This is a genomic window from Streptomyces incarnatus (assembly GCF_001027185.1).
GTDB lineage: Bacteria > Actinomycetota > Actinomycetes > Streptomycetales > Streptomycetaceae > Streptomyces > Streptomyces puniciscabiei.
Genome location: NZ_CP011497.1, coordinates 4,558,518 through 4,574,957, shown reverse-complemented (window position 1 = coordinate 4,574,957; position 16,440 = coordinate 4,558,518). Strand labels below are relative to the sequence as shown.

At 69.7% G+C, this 16,440-nt stretch carries 16 protein-coding genes; 9 read left to right on the top strand and 7 right to left on the bottom strand.

Going from position 1 to position 16,440, the window contains the following annotated elements:
* Positions 1 to 31 precede the first annotated feature (31 nt).
* The 6 genes from ABB07_RS20525 to ABB07_RS20500 all read right to left on the bottom strand — a co-directional run bounded on the left by ABB07_RS20525 (position 32) and on the right by ABB07_RS20500 (position 5,174).
* On the bottom strand, positions 32 to 802 hold the full coding sequence (locus ABB07_RS20525) for a trypsin-like serine peptidase (RefSeq protein ID WP_208900065.1): 771 nt from the start codon (positions 800 to 802) through the stop codon (positions 32 to 34).
* 281 nt (positions 803 to 1,083) lie between these two features.
* A complete protein-coding gene (locus ABB07_RS20520) occupies positions 1,084 to 1,890 on the bottom strand; it encodes a hypothetical protein (RefSeq protein WP_208900064.1) in 807 nt (268 codons plus the stop codon).
* 4 nt (positions 1,891 to 1,894) lie between these two features.
* Positions 1,895 to 3,247, bottom strand: a complete 1,353-nt coding sequence (locus tag ABB07_RS20515; RefSeq protein WP_208900063.1) for a hypothetical protein — start codon at positions 3,245 to 3,247, stop codon at positions 1,895 to 1,897.
* A complete protein-coding gene (locus ABB07_RS20510) occupies positions 3,247 to 3,681 on the bottom strand; it encodes a hypothetical protein (RefSeq protein WP_208900062.1) in 435 nt (144 codons plus the stop codon). Before ABB07_RS20510 ends, ABB07_RS20515 begins: the two co-directional genes overlap by 1 nt.
* Positions 3,682 to 3,753: 72 nt before the next feature.
* Positions 3,754 to 4,113, bottom strand: coding sequence for an SDR family oxidoreductase (locus ABB07_RS20505; RefSeq protein WP_244189441.1), 360 nt, complete (start codon positions 4,111 to 4,113; stop codon positions 3,754 to 3,756).
* 164 nt (positions 4,114 to 4,277) lie between these two features.
* Entirely contained in the window at positions 4,278 to 5,174 is an 897-nt protein-coding gene (locus ABB07_RS20500) for an oxidoreductase (RefSeq protein ID WP_208900061.1), read from the bottom strand.
* 53 nt (positions 5,175 to 5,227) lie between these two features.
* Between ABB07_RS20500 and ABB07_RS20495 the strand changes: the two genes are divergently transcribed.
* The 8 genes from ABB07_RS20495 (at position 5,228) to ABB07_RS20460 (ending at position 15,260) form a co-directional block, all read left to right on the top strand.
* On the top strand, positions 5,228 to 5,854 hold the full coding sequence (locus ABB07_RS20495) for a TetR/AcrR family transcriptional regulator (RefSeq protein ID WP_425264741.1): 627 nt from the start codon (positions 5,228 to 5,230) through the stop codon (positions 5,852 to 5,854).
* 398 nt (positions 5,855 to 6,252) lie between these two features.
* Positions 6,253 to 7,629, top strand: coding sequence for a S53 family peptidase (locus ABB07_RS20490; protein WP_208900059.1), 1,377 nt, complete (start codon positions 6,253 to 6,255; stop codon positions 7,627 to 7,629).
* 538 nt (positions 7,630 to 8,167) lie between these two features.
* The gene (locus ABB07_RS20485; protein ID WP_009189392.1) at positions 8,168 to 8,476 is read left to right on the top strand and encodes a hypothetical protein; all 309 of its coding nucleotides are present in this window, start codon (positions 8,168 to 8,170) and stop codon (positions 8,474 to 8,476) included.
* A 107-nt stretch (positions 8,477 to 8,583) separates the two neighbouring features.
* Positions 8,584 to 9,414: a DUF8175 domain-containg protein gene (locus ABB07_RS20480; protein ID WP_208900058.1), complete on the top strand. Its 831-nt coding sequence runs from the start codon at positions 8,584 to 8,586 to the stop codon at positions 9,412 to 9,414.
* Positions 9,404 to 10,735 carry a hypothetical protein gene (locus ABB07_RS20475; RefSeq protein WP_208900057.1) on the top strand — a complete coding sequence of 444 codons (1,332 nt, stop codon included), beginning with the start codon at positions 9,404 to 9,406 and terminating at the stop codon, positions 10,733 to 10,735. The genes ABB07_RS20480 and ABB07_RS20475 overlap by 11 nt, the downstream gene beginning before the upstream one ends.
* Entirely contained in the window at positions 10,732 to 12,291 is a 1,560-nt protein-coding gene (locus ABB07_RS20470; protein ID WP_208900056.1) for an SCO6880 family protein, read from the top strand. The genes ABB07_RS20475 and ABB07_RS20470 overlap by 4 nt, the downstream gene beginning before the upstream one ends.
* Before the next feature lie 14 nt (positions 12,292 to 12,305).
* A complete protein-coding gene (locus ABB07_RS20465; RefSeq protein WP_208900055.1) occupies positions 12,306 to 13,718 on the top strand; it encodes an ATP-binding protein in 1,413 nt (470 codons plus the stop codon).
* A 21-nt stretch (positions 13,719 to 13,739) separates the two neighbouring features.
* The gene (locus ABB07_RS20460) at positions 13,740 to 15,260 is read left to right on the top strand and encodes a type IV secretory system conjugative DNA transfer family protein (protein ID WP_208900054.1); all 1,521 of its coding nucleotides are present in this window, start codon (positions 13,740 to 13,742) and stop codon (positions 15,258 to 15,260) included.
* Here ABB07_RS20460 and ABB07_RS20455 read toward each other — a convergent pair.
* The gene (locus ABB07_RS20455; RefSeq protein ID WP_208900053.1) at positions 15,249 to 15,809 is read right to left on the bottom strand and encodes a GNAT family N-acetyltransferase; all 561 of its coding nucleotides are present in this window, start codon (positions 15,807 to 15,809) and stop codon (positions 15,249 to 15,251) included. The genes ABB07_RS20460 and ABB07_RS20455 overlap by 12 nt on opposite strands.
* Before the next feature lie 53 nt (positions 15,810 to 15,862).
* On the opposite strand from ABB07_RS20455, the gene ABB07_RS20450 reads away from it, so the two are divergent.
* Positions 15,863 to 16,411, top strand: a complete 549-nt coding sequence (locus ABB07_RS20450; protein ID WP_208900052.1) for a cysteine hydrolase family protein — start codon at positions 15,863 to 15,865, stop codon at positions 16,409 to 16,411.
* Positions 16,412 to 16,440: the final 29 nt, after the last annotated feature.

Here is a 16,440-nt window from a genome sequence, read left to right as displayed (position 1 = left end):
CCGCCGGAGCCACCTGCGCGCCGTCCGCTCTTCAGGGATCGCCGATCGCGTCCTTGTACAGCTCGGCCGCCTTGCTGCCGAGCACCACGCTGTAGGACACGTCGTCGGTCGAGCCGCCCTCCTCGTGGCCGCCGAGGATGCCGACGACCTGGTGGTCCCCGTTGATCCAGGGGCTGCCGCTGGTGCCGCTGGTGAGGCTGGGGCAGTCGATGCGCTGCTGGGTGCTGCTGTGCGGGACCGGCTTGTTGGTGCAGCTGATGGGCACCTCGCGGGAGTCCGGGTAGCCGACGACGGTCACCGCCGTGGCCCCGGTGGCCGTACCGGTGGTGAACCGATTGGCCCCCACCACGTCCTCGATCCGCCTGCCGTCCAGGTCGTCCACGGTGACGAGGGCGACGTCACTGTCCTCGTCCTGGTCCTTGGACCAGCCGTCGGGCAGGTGGCGCTTGGCGACCTTCCACACCCCGAACGGTGCCTGCCCGTCCCGGTAGCCCGGCACGAACACCAGGTCGGTGCTGGGGTCGCCCACGCAGTGCGCGGCGGTGACGAGGAGGTTGCCCTGCGGGCTGTGCACGACCGAGGCCGTGCAGAAGTGGCCGCCGGACAGGTCGTCGGCCCGGTCGGCACCGAATAGCGCGCCGACCCTCGCCGTCTGCCGTGTCGCCGCGGCATCGGCGGTGACCCCCAGGGGCCCCGGCCCGTCATCGGCGGCCGCCACGGACGCCGACGTCAGGGCAAGCATCACCACGGCCCCGAGCAGCGCGGGACGCGAGGTGACCGTGATGCGTGAGATGCGCTTCATCAGGTCTCACTGTCCCCCACGAACGTGAGATTCCCGCTGCGACTTATCTGAGATTTTCCTGTGAAACCTTCTGCCCTGCGCGCGGCGCACCCACAGCGACTCTCCGACCAGGACCGATTACGCCACGTCACTCCCGTGACAATCCGCTCACAAGGGCTTCCCGCCCCACGACGCGCTTCCGGCACCCACAGATTCTCTCGCGAAACAGCCGTTTCGCCACCCATGTGGGTGACACAAAAGCCTGTCCTGTGCGGTGAGCAGGTAGTTCCGCGAGGCGGACCTCAGTCACTCGGCTTGTGGTCGACAACGGCCCCGCCCAGCCTGTCAGCCGCTTCCCGCCCCGCGGCGGCGTCGCAGAACTGGATCGTCCAGTTCCCTGCCGTGACCACGTAGTACGGCACGTGATCGTCGCTCATGAGCAGTCGGAGGTAGTCGTCGCGGGCTGCTGAGCTGTCGTGGAGCCTGAGTCCGGCGTCGCGTGTGCCGCCGGACGCACCGCATGGACGCGTCCGGGCCACCTTCGTCTCGCACAGAACTTCCCCGGCGGAGTGCTTCCGCTGAGTGCAGCCGACAGCCCTGTCCAACGCACCGGCGAGTGCGTCAACACTTCCGTACACGGGCTTCGTCGGGATGGACGGCAAGCGGTACAGGGGAGGAAGAACAACGGCGTCGACGGCCTTGGCGATCTTCTCGGAATAGGAGGGGGTGCCGTTCGGCAGCACGCGGATGAACCAGTTACCGGCAGCCACGACGGTGTTTCCGCTGGTGCGCCACCGTGCGATCGAATCCCCCACCTCGTTCCGGCTGAACTTCTCGGGGTCCAGCACCTGGATCTGGTTCTCGACCTCCGCTCCATCGATCCGCGTCTTGCAGTCGAGGCCGCCGGGTTTGCGCCGGAGCACGGCGCAGTCGACCCCTCCTCGCCCGAGCGCTGTCACCACGTCCTCCGGCGTCTTGTACTGCGGCGCCGCAGGGACGTAGCTCGGCATGGGAGTGAGCTCCCCGGAGCTGGGCGCCTTGAAGGCGTCGCATGCGGTGAGCAGCCCTGCCAGGAGGCATGCGGTCAGTGCCGTTGCGGTCCTCTTCATGTGGTCAGTGGGCTCCTGGCGCTGTGGGGGCCGGGCCGGGGCTCGGTGACGGGGTTCCCGGCTCGGGCGCGCCGGAGCCGGTGCCCGTGGTCTGGCCGGTGCTGTAGAGAGGATCGAGATCGATGTGATGCCCTGCCGGCGTCTGTGACTCCAGCTGTTGGACGGCCTTGGCCCGTTCGTCGTCGCTCAGCCGGTTCCAGGCCATCGCGTCGTCGAGGTGGGGTTCCATCCTGTCCCAGTTCCTGCCCCGGACCTTGATGTCGGCGCCTCGGTGATCCGAGTCGTCTCCGTACTGCTCGTTCTTCTCCCGCACATCAGGAGTGTCAGCGGCATAGAGGGTGAACAACTGCTTGTCCGTGCCCGCGCCGTACGGATTGTCACGCAGGTCCGAGAGGTGATAGGCGCTGAGCCGCACATCCAGGTCGGGGTGTCCCTCGATGGTCGCGGCGAGTTCGGCGTCGCTCAACTGGCTCAGAGACCTGCCGTCCGTGGTCTGGAACGCCTCCCGGTGCTTGTCGACGACATCCCGGGCGGTCTCCAGCTTCATGTGCGTGATGCCCAGGGACTTGTCGGGCTTCGCGCCCAAGGTCAGGCTCCAGTCGAAGAACCGTCCGAACTCGGTCAGCGGGCCGCTCAGGCTCGGGTTGTAGTTCTGGTACCACTGCTGTTCCTGCCACAGAACGGCCAGCAGCAGCTTCTGGCTGACGCCGGTTTCGGCCGAGGCCGACGTCACCGCGTCGAGGACATTGGGCGGGACGTTGATGGGATGGAGGCCGTCCAGGCCGCCGGACAGTCGGAGCGCGATGGCCAGCGGGCTCTTGCCGTCCAGCGCCTCCTTGGCGAGCTTGGGGTCGCCTATCCGAGTCAGCCCTTCGATGGTGCGCAGTGCGCGAGCGGCCTCCGCATCGGCCTTGTTCGCCTTGGCCAGAGCGCCGGTGATGACCTCGTGGGCATGGCTGACCTTGTTGTTTTCATCGCTTCCTGGTGAGGTCGCAACGGCGTGGGCGAAGTCGACACGCCCACTGTCGTCGACTTTGAGGTCGTTACGGCGTGCGTAGTCCAGGCCACTGTTCAGATCGCGCTGAGCGTCGGTGATGTCATCGGCGAGATTGTCGTAGACCCCCGCCAGTGCTCGCAGGGAGATCGCGGCCGCCTCGTAGTCATCGGCGTGTTTGACGAACCTGTCGCGGGCCGCGCGACCCGCGTCGCCCACCCAGCACTGCCGCAAGGTGGCCGCCATCTCGTCGCGTGCGACGGAGGCGATGCCGTCGCACTGCTTGGCGGCCTGAACCGCGTCGGTGGCCGCCTCGCGCCATTGCTGCGGCTTGGCCGCTTCGAGGTCGCTCACGGAGACCATCAGGCGTCCTCCAGCCAGCCGGCCGACTTCCGAAGTTGTGCGGCGACCGAGCCGTCCTGGCTGATCTGTTCGTCCATGGCCTTCGTCAGCGCGTCGGCAGCCGTCTCGACGAGATCGCTGAGCTCGTGCAGATGCGCCTGCCATGCGGCGACGCAGTCGTTGCTGGCGGCCCCCGCGTCCCAGCCGGGATGCGCCTTGCCCACGGCCGCCGCGTCGTGGAGCTTCGACTTGTCCTTCGCTTCAGCGTGCGCGGTACGGAGGTCCGTCGCCTTGGCGCGGATCGGCGCGTCGGTCAGTCCGAGATCGGCGTTCCCCGACAAGCCCGACAACGGCGTGCTCGGGACACCGCCCCCGGCGGAATCGAGCTCCATACCTGCGTTGCGCCTGCGGAGCGCGTCCGCTTTGAGCTGGTTCCACTCTTCCTCGAACGACATGCAATTCCCCCGTTGCACAGACGCCTTGGGTCACAGCATCGAACAACTGTAGCCGTCGCGTGCAGAGATCGCTCAGAACGTCGTCGTCATCCCCCCGTCCACCGCGATCGTCTGGCCCGTAATGAAAGACGCCGCATCGCTCACCAGAAACAGCACGACCCCCGCGATCTCCTCCGGCCGCCTCCAGCGGCCCAGGGCGGTACGTATCCGCAGCCGGCGCTGCCATTCGGGGTCGGACGCCGGCTCCGCGTTGACGTCGGTCGCGAAGGTGCCCGGTGCGATCGAGTTGACCGTCGTGCCGGTCGGGCCCGGGTCGGCAGCGAGGGTCCGGGTCAGGCCGTCGAGGCCTGCCTTCGCGGTGGCGTAGGCGACGTCTCCGGTTCCTCGGCCCGCAGCCGCGCCGCTACCGGCTCGAGGGCGGCCGGATTCCACCCGTTCAGGACGACCCGCGCCCCGGCCCCGCCCAGCCCCAGCCCCAGCCCGCGCACCGAGCCGGTCACGAGGGCGGTACGACTGTCGAGCCGGAAGTCCACCGATGAGCTTTCGCGCATGACCGGACGTGTCCCCTGCGGGTGCTCTTCACAGCCAAGGGCACGTCACGACCCGCTGACCGGCTTCAGCCCCCACTCCACCCCCGTCATCTCCTCCGACAGCGTCCACAGGCGCCGGGCCGCCGCGGGGTCGGCGGCCGCCGCGCTGCGGCCGACCAGGGTGGGGGCGCCGCGCATCTCGCCGAGGCCGGCCGGGCCGACGTAGGACGCGCCGGGGAGGTCCTGGCTCGCGGCGTAGAGGGTCGGCTGGGCGCCCGCCTTGTCGCTCTGCGCGAAGAGCCGGTTGCCGATGGCCATGATGCCCCGCGCCAGGGGGTTCGCGTGGTGGCTCTGGAGGTTGGTGGCCGCGTAGCCGGGGTGTGCGGCGAGGGCGCGGACCGGGGAGCCGGCCTCGGTGAGGCGGCGCTGCAGTTCCAGGGTGAAGAGGAGGTTGGCCAGCTTGGACTGGGCGTAGGCGCGGGTCGGGGTGTAGCGACCGCGCAGGTTGACGTCCTCGAAGTGGATCGCTCCCCCGCGGTGCAGGCCCGAGGACACCGTCACCACCCGGTCCGTCACCTGGGGCAGCAGCAGGTTCGTCAGCGCGAAGTGGCCCAGGTGGTTCGTGCCGAACTGCATCTCGAAGCCCTGCTTGGTGCGCTGCTCCGGCAGCATCATCACGCCCGCGTTGTTGATCAGCAGGTCCAGCGGGCGGTCCCAGCCGGCCGCGAACTCCCGTACCGAGTCCAGGTCGGCCAGGTCCAGGCGGCGCACCTCGGTGCTGCCGCTCACCTTCGCCGCGGCGGCGCCGCCCCGCGCGAGGTCCCGTACGGCGAACACCACATGCGCCCCGGCCCGGGCCAGCGCCTCGGCGGTGACCAGGCCGAGGCCGCTGTTGGCGCCGGTGATCACGGCCGTACGGCCGGTCAGGTCGGGGAGGTGGGTCGCGTTCCAGTTATCGGTCATGCCCCCAAAGTAGGCACCGACAACAATGATGTCAACGACAACATCGCGTTACGATGGTCCGCATGCCGCGCATGTCCCCGTCACCGACGAAGAACCGCCCCTACCACCACGGAGACCTGCGCGCCGCCCTGCTCAAGAGCGCCGAGCGCACCCTGCGCGAGAAGGGGGCCGGCGCGCTCTCGCTGCGCGAGCTGGCCCGGGACGTCGGGGTGAGCCACGCGGCCCCCGGCCGGCACTTCAAGGACAAGCAGGCCCTCATGGACGCCCTCGCGCTGGACGGGTACGAGCGGCTGAACCGGGCCCTGGGCACCGCCGCCGGACAGGCCGGGCTCACCTTCGAGGGGCGGATGGCCGCCCTCGCCCGGGCCTACCTCGGCTTCGCCGTCGAGAACCCCGAACTGCTGGAGCTGATGTTCGCGCGCAAGCACGACCCCGACAGCTCCGACCGGCTCGCCGCGGCCGTCGACGAGTCCTTCGGCTCCCTCACCCGGATGATCGCGGACGCCCAGGAGCGGGGGGAGATCGTCGCGGGCGACCCGGAGCAGATCACCATGATCGCCGCCGCGAGCCTGCACGGCCTCGCCGCCCTCATCGCCGCGTGCGCGCTCGACGCCGAGGAGGCGATGAGCGGCCTGGACGAGCACGTGCACCTGCTGCTGAACGGACTCCGGCCGCGTTGAACGGGCTTCCGGTCGCGTTGAAGGGGTTCCGGCCGCGCTGAAGGGGCTCCGGCCGCATTGAAGGGGCTCCGGCCGCTGTAAACGAACGCCGCCGCCATAAAAGAACCCCGGCAGCGACAACCCGCCCCGGTCGCACCTCGGTTACGCGCGTAACCGCACCGCCCTGTGGCCGCGCTGTGCGCCGGGTCAAGCAACGGCCAGCACAGAGCCAGCACACAGCCATTGATCAGTAAGCCTCCAACCGCCTTGGGTAACGCGGAAGTCAGAATTCCGAAAGCCTCTTGTTGTCGCGTACTCAACAAGGTGATGGTCGTCGCGGGCCGCCGCCCCCACCGGTCACCCACCGGTGGCCCCCACACCCGCAGGCCTCTGCCCCACCACATCCAGGAGGCTGTACCTTGCGTACGACCAACCCCAACTCCCCCCACATACACGGCAGATGGCGCCGCATGGGCGCGGCCGCCGCGGCCACCGCCGCACTCCTCGCCGCCGGCCTGACCACCGCGGCCCACGCCGAAGCCGCCTCGGCCGCCGCCCCGGCCGCGCCCCACAAGGTGAGCGCCAGGGCCGTCGCCGCCCAGGTCGCCAAGGCCCATGTGCGCTACGAGAAGGCGTGCGGCGCCACCCCGAAGAAGGGCTACGCCGCCTGCGACGCCCTGCGCGTCACCGGCGGCACCACCGCCTTCATGGAGAGGCAGGCGGCCCTGAAGGGCATCGCGCCGAAGACCGTCTCGCCGAAGGCCGCCTCCGACTCCCCGACCGGCTACGGTCCGAGCGACCTGCAGTCGGCCTACGGCCTGACCGACGCCGCGTCCGCGGGCGGCTCGGGCGAGACCGTCGCCATCGTCGACGCCTACGACGACCCCAACGCGGAGTCCGACCTCGCGACCTACCGGTCGTACTACGGCCTGCCCGACTGCACCAGCGACAACGGCTGCTTCACCAAGGTCGGCCAGACCGGCTCCACGACCTCCCTGCCCTCCGCCGACAGCGGCTGGGCCGGTGAGGAGTCCCTCGACCTCGACATGGTCAGCGCGATCTGCCCGAACTGCAACATCCTGCTGGTCGAGGCGAAGTCCGCCTCCGACGCCAACCTGGGCACCGCCGTGAACGAGGCCGTCAAGCTGGGCGCCAAGTTCGTCTCCAACAGCTACGGCGGCTCGGAGTCCTCCTCCGACACGACGTACGACTCCTCGTACTACAAGCACCCGGGCGTCGCCATCACCGCGAGCGCCGGCGACGAGGGCTACGGCGCCGAGTACCCGGCCGCCTCCAAGTACGTGACCGCCGTCGGCGGCACCGCCCTCAAGACCTCCTCCGACAGCCGCGGCTGGACCGAGAGCGTCTGGAACACCTCCAGCACCGAGGGCACCGGCTCCGGCTGCTCCGCCTACGACGCCAAGCCCAGCTGGCAGACCGACTCGGGCTGCGCCAAGCGCATGATCGCCGACGTGTCCGCCGTGGCCGACCCCGCCACCGGCGTCTCCGTCTACGACACCTACGGCTCCGACGGCACCGGCTGGAACACCTACGGCGGCACCAGCGCCTCCTCGCCCATCATCGCGAGCGTGTACGCCCTCGCCGGCACCCCGGGCAGCAGCGACTACCCGGCCCAGTACCCGTACAACGCGGCCGGCACCTCCGCCCTGAACGACGTGACCAGCGGCAGCAACGGCAGCTGCTCGACGACGTACTTCTGCACCGCCCGGTCCGGCTACGACGGCCCGACCGGCTGGGGCACCCCTCAGGGCACGAGCGCCTTCTCCGCGAGCTGACCGACACGCAAGACCGCCCCGTCGGGTCACGGGGAGCCGCCGGATGAGGGGGACGTGGGGTCCCCTCGGCGGCACGGAAAGGAAGACGGGCCACGGCAGCCGGCCGCGGCCCGTCTTCTTTCCTGTGCTACGGCTCCTCCGACGTCCCTGTGCTACGGCCCTTCCGGCCTCCAGTCGGCCCAGCGCGCACCGCGCCGCACGTCACGGGCCCGACGGCACCCGCCGCCGGGCCCTTGTCCATTTTCCGCTCCCCACCCATGAGAACATCATCCCGACTCCTCACCCGACCAGCCGTCAGAAGCCTTGCCAGGTCGTGAAGGGGAACAACGACCGAACCACACGACAGGTTCCGGTCGGACCTCGTTGCCCGGCGTGACCTGCCGTGATACACAGAGTGACCGTACGCACCATTCGTACGAAACCCGCCAGTCAATGACGTCAAGTCGACATGCGTCGGCGGCGTTGTCGGCGACAATGAGGCCTGACCTCTGCACACCGCAGGGGCCGACGGAACTACCCACCAGGGGCGGTGACTTACATGCTCTTTGCGGCCGACAAGGGAGACATCAACACCATCATCGGCGGAATCGCCCCGAACTGGGGCCCCTTCGGCAGCCTGGGCAACGAGGCCAAGGTGATGATCGAGGTGGTCATGGCCGTGGCCATCCTCCTGTGCCTCGGCATCGCCGTATGGGGTGCGGCCAAACAGCGCATCGGCGCCACGGCCCTCCGGGACACCTTCAGCGCCGAACAGGGCAAGGGCCTCATCATCGCCGGCCTCACCGGCGTCTTCATCATCGGCTCCCTCGGCACCCTGTTCACGATCGTGTACGGCATGGCGGTCTGAGTCCCTGAAGGTTGCGTCTCCCTGATGTCGAGTCACCACACCGCGCCCGCGCGGCAACCAGCACGGCTACCGTCGTACGCCTACGAGGGTGAGGGAGCGCGCACGCCATGACCTCCGGAGACGACCAGTCCTACGCCGACTACGGCGACACGGGCGGCCACACCCGCACCCGCCTCCCCGAAACCGACCCCTACGGCGGCGCCCCCCGCCGCCCCACCCGCTCCTCCTCCCGCTCCCTGGTCACGGTGGTGGGCGTGGTGGTCCTCCTGATCGCCGCGATCGCCTTCGCCAACAGGGGCGACCATTCGTCCGCCGGCGGCTCGGCAGCGAAGAACTCCCACCCCCAGAGCTCCGCGACGGCCCCCACCGGCACCCGCCCGGTGCAGACCAAGACCGGCACCATCCCATCGGGCTTCGCCCATACGGAGCAGGGGGCGGAGAGTGCGGCGGCGAACTATGCGGTGGTGCTCGGGTCCACCGGCATGTTCAACAGGGACAGCCGACACGGAATCGTGGACACCATCTACACGCCGACGGCCGCGACGAAACTGCAGGGCGCGATGGACGGCGCCTACTCGGCAAGCTTCCTTGGCAGGATGGGGCTCGATGCGAACGGTAATCCCCCAGCGGGCAGCACTTTCGTGTCTCGCTCCGTCCCAATTGGCACCAAAGTAGAGCAGTACACCAACACCCAGGCCAGAGTGTCGGTCTGGTACATGGGTCTCATCGGCATGTCCGGAGACTCATCCACCAACCCGGTGACCTCTACCTGGAAGACGTGGACGTGTGATCTGCAGTGGCTCAACGACGACTGGAAGATCGCCGCGGATAGCCAGAAGGACGGCCCGGCACCAGTTCCCGGCGACGACAAGGCCGCAAGCTCCGACGAAATCAGCAAGGCCATTGAGCAGTACGGAGGGTTCACTTATGCCCGGTAACCCGCGCCGCGTACTAACGCTCACCAGTTTGGTGGCCGCCGCACAATCAGCCGCCGTGCTGCTGGCCACGCATGCCGTCGCAGCGCCTTCACCCAAGCCGTCGAACAGCAGTGACCCCTGCGACCTGTTGATCGGCCCTGCCAAACAGTTCTGCGAAAAAGACGGCGGCGGCTCCAAAAACGGAATCACCGGCCCCAGCAACAACCCCCTCACCGACACCCTCGACCCCCTCTCCTCCCTGGCCAAGGGCTGTGCGGATGCCGCGACCTGGACCATCGACAAGCTCAGCAAGGCCGTGAAGGAGACGGCCAACGTCGACTTCACGAATCCGAAGTTCCTGCAGCAGTACGCGATCGTGTTCGCCGCGTCCACGATCCTCACCCTGCTGCTGTGGCTCCTGGCCGTGGCCAAGCGCGCCGTGCGCGGCGTACCGCTGACGACCGCGATCTCGGAAGCGGTCGGGTTCCTCTGGCTGACCGTGCTCGCCTCCGCCTTCACCCCGCTGATCCTCTACACGGTCGTATCCGCGACCGACGGAGTGACCGACGTCCTCGCCAAGGCCACCGGCGACCAGGCCGACACGTTCTTCGGCACCTTCTCCGGCGCCCTGGGCAAGGGCACCGGCATCGGCGGCGGCCCGATCATGCTGATCGTGGTCTCCCTGGTCAGCATCCTCGCCGCCGGTGTCCTCTGGCTGGAGCTGGTCATCAGGGCCGCGCTCCTGTACGTCGGCGCCCTCCTCGGCACCGTCGTCTACGCGGGGCTGGTGGACAAGAACCTGTGGGGGCACGTACGGCGCTGGGCGGGCATCATGATCGCCGTCATTCTGGTCAAGCCCGTCATCGTCATCGTGCTCGGCCTCGCCGGGGCACTGTCCAGCGGCAACGGCCCCGACGCCTTCTCCGCCGTCGTCTCCGGCCTCGCCATCATCCTGCTCGCCATCTTCGCCAGCGCGATGATCTACCGCTTCGTCCCCGGCTTCGGCGACGAGATCGCGAACGGCCGCAACAACCGCATCATGCAGGGCGCCGAGAGCAAGGCAGCCGCCGTCATCAGCTCCCCCGCCACCCTCGTCGCCCAGGGCATCAAGACCCACAGCACCCGCGCCGACAACAACGGAGCCGGCGGAGGACAGGCCAGCGCCCCGCGCCCCGCCAACCCCGCCACCGGCGGTGTCGCCGCCCACAGCAGCCGTACCCCCACCGGTGGCGGCGGAGCCGTCCCTTCCGCCGCGCCCGCGCCCCGCGCGCCCAGCCCCGTCAACACCCCGCACGCCGGCAACACCCGCAACATCAACCGCACGGGAGGTGAAGGGCGTTGACGACCGAGTCCCACCTGTCCCATCCGGTCACGCCCCGCCGTACGTATCTCATCGGCCGCGCCCGGCCGAACGCGATCATCGGCCGGAACCGCGAGTCCGGCGAGATCGCGCTGATCATCGCGGGCGCGTTCCTCGGCATGATGTGCGGCCTCCTCGTCCCGGTGCTGTCCCTGCGGATCGTGCTGCTGATGGGCTTCCCGCTGCTCGCGCTCGCCGCGGTCTACGTGCCGTACAAGCGCCGCACCTTCTACAAGTGGTTCGAGATCAACCGCAGCTACAAGCGCGCCGTCAAGCGGGGCGAGGCCGTCTACCGGTCCGGCGCCATGGAGGCCGGGACCCGGCTCGACGGGCGGGAGATCGAGATCGGGCCGCCGCCCGGCATCGGACGGATCACCTGGCTCGCCGCACCCTTCGGGCCCGACGAGATCGCCGTCCTGCTGCACGCCGACCGCAAGACCGTCACCGCCGCCATCGAGATCGAGGGCCCCGGCGTCGGCCTGCGCGACTCCGAGGACCAGGAGGCCCTGGTCGACCGGTTCGGCACGCTGCTCAAGCACGTCGCCAACGGCGACGGGTTCGTGACCCGGCTGCAGATGCTCGCCCGCACCCTGCCCGCCGACCCCGACGCACACGCCAAGGACGTCGCCCAGCGCGGCGACCCCCGCTCCCTGGCCTGGCTCCAGCAGTCGTACGACCAGCTGCAGTCCATGGTGTCGACCAGCAGCGAGCAGCACCGCGCCTACCTCGTCGCCTGCATGCCCTACAACCGCGAACTGGCCGCCGAGGCGCATGCCATGGCCCGCGCGATGCGCGCCCGCGGCAGCAAGGTCGACCGGGACGCGGGCCTCGCCGTGGTCATGGCCCGCGAGCTGACCGACATCTGCTCACGGCTCCAGGAGGCCGACATCCGGGTCCGCCAGCCGCTGGGCCAGGGTCGCCTCGCCTCCCTCATCCACTCCATGTACGACCCCGACCACCCCATCGACCACATCCAGGCGATGACCAAGCGCAACGCCTGGCCGGCCGAGCTCGACGCCACGGAACCCACCTTCCTCCAGGCCAAGACCCGCGAGTCCAACACCCGCGCGCCCTGGTGCCACGCCACCGCCTGGGTGAAGGAGTGGCCGATGACCCCGGTCGGGGTCAACTTCCTCGCGCCCCTCCTCGTCCACACCCCGGACGTCATCCGAACGGTCGCCGTGACGATGGATCTCGAGCCCACCGAGGTAGCCATCGAACGCATGCTGACCGAGAAGACCAACGACGAGGCCGAGGCCTCCCGCGCCGCCAAGATGAACCGCACCGTGGACCCGCGGGACGTCGCCGCGCACAACCGCCTCGACCAGCGGGGCGAGGACCTCGCCAGCGGCGCCGCCGGCGTCAACCTCGTCGGCTACATCACCGTCTCCGCCCGCACCCCGGACGCCCTCAACCGCGACAAGCGCACGATAAGAGCCTCCGCCGGCAAGTCGTACCTCAAGCTGGAGTGGTGCGACCGAGAGCACCACCGCGCCTTCGTGAACACACTTCCCTTCGCCACCGGCATCCGAAGGTAGGGGCTGATTCACCGATGCGGGATCCGCTGTCCGTCCTCACCGACGCCTTCACCTCCTTCCTCTTCGGGAAGGTCGAGACGACCCGGTCGCCGGTGCGCACCTCCACGGGCCAGGCCCAGGCGGTCTACCTGCCCACGGCCGCGCCCGGCCTCGGCGACTCCGGCGTCATCATCGGCCGCGAGGTGTACTCCGGCAAGGGCTACATCTACGACCCCTTCCAGCTCTACGGCCAGCAGCTCCCGGCCCCGCACTGGCTGGTCCTCGGCGAGTCCGGCAACGGCAAGTCGGCCCTGGAGAAGACCTACGTCCTGCGCCAGCTGCGCTTCCGCGACCGCCAGGTCGTCGTCCTGGACGCGCAGGGCGAGGACGGCGTAGGCGAGTGGAACCTGATCGCGGAGGAGCTGGGGATAACACCCATCCGGCTCGACCCGATGGCCGCGCTGGACCACGGCATCCGGCTGAACCCCCTCGACCCGGCGATCACCACCACCGGCCAGCTCGCGCTGCTCCGGACGATCATCGAGGTCGCGATGGGCCACGGCCTGGACGAACGTGCCGGCTTCGCGCTCAAGGTCGCCCACTCCTACGTCAACGAGTCGATCCTCGACCGCCAGCCGGTCCTCTCCGACATCGTCGAGCAGCTACGGCACCCGGAGCCGGAGTCGGCCGAGGCGATGAACGTCGCCATAGACGACGTACGGGCCTGGGGACTCGATGTCGCCCTCGTCCTGGACCGCCTGGTCGACGGTGACCTGCGCGGCATGTTCGACGGCCCGACGACCGTGGGCATCGATCTGGACGCCCCGCTGATCGTCTTCGACCTCTCCCACATCGACCGCAACTCCATCGCCATGCCCATCCTCATGGCGATCGTCGGCGTGTGGCTGGAGCACACCTGGATCCGCCCCGACCGCAAGAAGCGCATCTTCCTGGTCGAGGAGGCCTGGCACATCATCAACAGCCCGTTCGTGGCCCAGCTCTTCCAGCGGCTGCTGAAGTTCGGCCGCCGGCTGGGTCTGTCGTTCGTGGCGGTGGTCCACCATCTGTCGGACGTGGTGGACGGGGCGGCGGCCAAGGAGGCCGCGGCCATCCTGAAGATGGCCTCGACCAGGACCATCTACGCTCAGAAGGCCGACGAGGCCCGGGCCACCGGCCGTGTGCTGGGTTTGCCGAGGTGGGCCGTGGAAATCATCCCGACACTGACGCCCGGCATCGCGGTATGGGACGTCAACGGCAACGTCCAGGTGGTCAAACACCTGGTCACGGAGACGGAGCGCCCGCTGGTCTTCACCGACCGCGCGATGACCGAGTCCTCCAGCGACCTCACGGCCGACGACGCGCTGCGCGCCGCCGAGCTGGAGGCCGAGCAGCGGGCGGCGGCCTTCGTGGAACAGCATCTGGGCGACTCCGAGTCGACCGTGGCGTAGGGGCGGGACAGGGAGGAACGGGTGAGACCGGACGCTCGCGACCGCCGCGAGGACCGCCGGGACGGCCAGGGCGGCATCCCCGACGGCCTGCTGATCGGCATACTCGCGTTCCTCCTCGGCATGACCCTGCTGGTGTGGACGGCGACAGGCCTCGCGGCCCTGTTCACGCACGGCGCCTGGCCGCACGGCGTCACCTTCACCCGCACCCCCCTCGCCATGCGCCACCTCATCGGCGCACCCCACGACCTCACCGGCGCCTGGCCCGACACCCCCGCCTCCCAGCTCTCCGGCTGGGGCCTGTTCTGGGGCCTGTTCATCGGCCAGCTGATGGCCCTGTTCGTCCTCACCGTGTTCGTGATGGGGACGGTGGCGAGATGGCGGGCGGGCAGAGCGCGGCGCAGGGAGCAGCAGAAGGAGGCGGTGAGGGAGGCGGTGAGGGAGCCGGTGACGGAGGCGGTGACGGAGGTCGCGAAGGAGGCACCGCAGCCGGTGCCTCAGGTCTCGATGCCGGAACCTCCCCATGGGGTACCCGGGCCCCGCAGCGAACCCCAGGCGCACCCATCGGGCGCCTTTCCCGCTGACGGCGAACGGATGGGCGAGTGGGAATCCCCCCGTGCCGAGGGCCCGGTTCTCTACGCCCCACCCGCGGCCCGCCAGACGGCCGCGACCCAGGCCGTACGCGACGCGGCAGGCCCCACCCTCGTCGTCACCTCGAACCCGGCCCTGTGGACGGAGACGAAGGACGCCAGAGCCAAGCTCGGCCCCACCCTCCTCTACGACCCCGCCCACCTCTGCGACACCCCGGCCCGCCTGCACTGGTCCCCCACAGCCGGCTGCGAGGACAAACAGACCGCACTGAACAGAGCCACCGCCCTGCTGTCCCCCGTACAGCCCACGGCCAAGATCGACCAGGCGGTCGCCGACACGGCGGTGACGCTCCTGCGGAGCTACCTCCACGCCGCCGCCCTGGAGGACCGCACCATCCGCCACGTGCACCGCTGGTCCCAGGGCACCCAGGTCCAGGACGCCGTACGCACCCTGCGCACCCATCCCAAGGCCGCCCCTGGCGCCGCCGGCGAGCTCGAGGCCGCGCTCACCGCGCACCCCGAACGCCGGGACATCGCCCAGGAGCTGACCAGCCGGGCCCTTTCGGCCCTGTCCACGGTGAACATCCGCGAGGCCTGCACCCCGAACCGAACGGATGCCCTGTCACTGGATTCCTTCGTCCACGAAGGGGGCACGCTTTATGTGGTCGGTGAATCCATCGAGGACCCCAGGAGCAACCCGGGCGCGATGCCCCTCCTGACGGCCCTCGTCTCCAGCGTGGTCGAGCGCGGCCGGCGCATGGCCGAACGGTCATCCTCCGGTCGGCTCGACCCACCACTCACGCTCGTCCTGGACGACGTCGCGGCCGTGGCCCCCGTCCCCCAGCTGCCCGACCTGCTCGCCACCGGCACCGACCAGGGCCTGCCCACCCTCGCCCTGCTCCGCTCCCGTGAACAGGCCCGCGCGCGCTGGCCGCACCGGGAACTACCGGTCTAGGACGAACTCCAGCTCGGAATCATCCGGACGGTTCTCCAGCGGCACGATCACCCCGCTCGGCACGAATCCGGCCTTGCGGTAGGCACCCTGAGCCCGGGCGTTGTCCTCGTGCACCAGCAACCGCACCCGCTCCGCACCACGCTCACAGGCCCATGCCGCACCGGTGGCCAACAGCGCCTGGATCAGCCCGTTCCCACGGTGCTCGGGCCGTACGAACACCCCGACCACGTGTCCCTGCCGGCGCTCGACCGGAAACCCGGCCCAGTCCGTGCTTCCGGCTTCCTCGATGAGCACGGTGACCGAGCCGACCCACGTCCCGTCGGGCGCCTCCGCGATGAACTGCCGTGCCCCGCTGTCCTCCTGGGCCGACCGCTCGGCCCGGTCCCGGTAGAAGGAGTCCGGCCGGGCCACGGCATCCTCGTAGGTCTCCAGAAATGCCAGGTGGGCGACGGGATCCTGCAGCGCGTCGAGCCGCAGCCGCTTCGCCTCCGCCCACTCCGTGGCCCGTATGCCGCGCACCACATAGCCATTGCTCGTCAAGGTAGTCATGGGGGAACCGTAATGCGGGCCCGCTGTCGGTGGCAGCTCATATTGTGGAAGCCATGACAACACTGCCCGAGCGGCCGAACACGGCCTTGCTCGTCATCGACGTGCAGAACGGCGTCGTGGCGGGTTCACCCCATCGCGACGACGTCGTCGCGAACATCAACACCCTGGTCGGCAAGGCCCGCGAGGCCGGCGTCCCGGTGATCTGGATCCAGCACTCCGACGACGAACTGAAGGAGGGCACCGAGGACTGGCGGTACGTCCCCGAGCTGACCCGGCAGGACACGGAGCCCCTGATCCCGAAGAACTACCCGGACTCCTTCGAGGACACCGAGTTGGAGACCGTGCTCGCCCGCCACAAGGTGGGCCGGCTCGTCGTCACCGGCGCCCAGACGGACGTCTGCATCCGCTCCACCCTGCACGGCGCGATCGTCCGCGGCTACGACGCGACGCTGGTCGCCGACGCCCACACCACGGAGGACCTCACCCGGTACGGCGCTCCGACCCCGGAACAGGTGATCGCCCACACCAACCTCTACTGGAAGTGGCACGAGGCCCCCGGCCGGCGGGGCGGGACCGTGGAAACGGCGGAAGTGACCTTCTGAGACTGCTGCTGAGACTGCTGCTCGGAAAA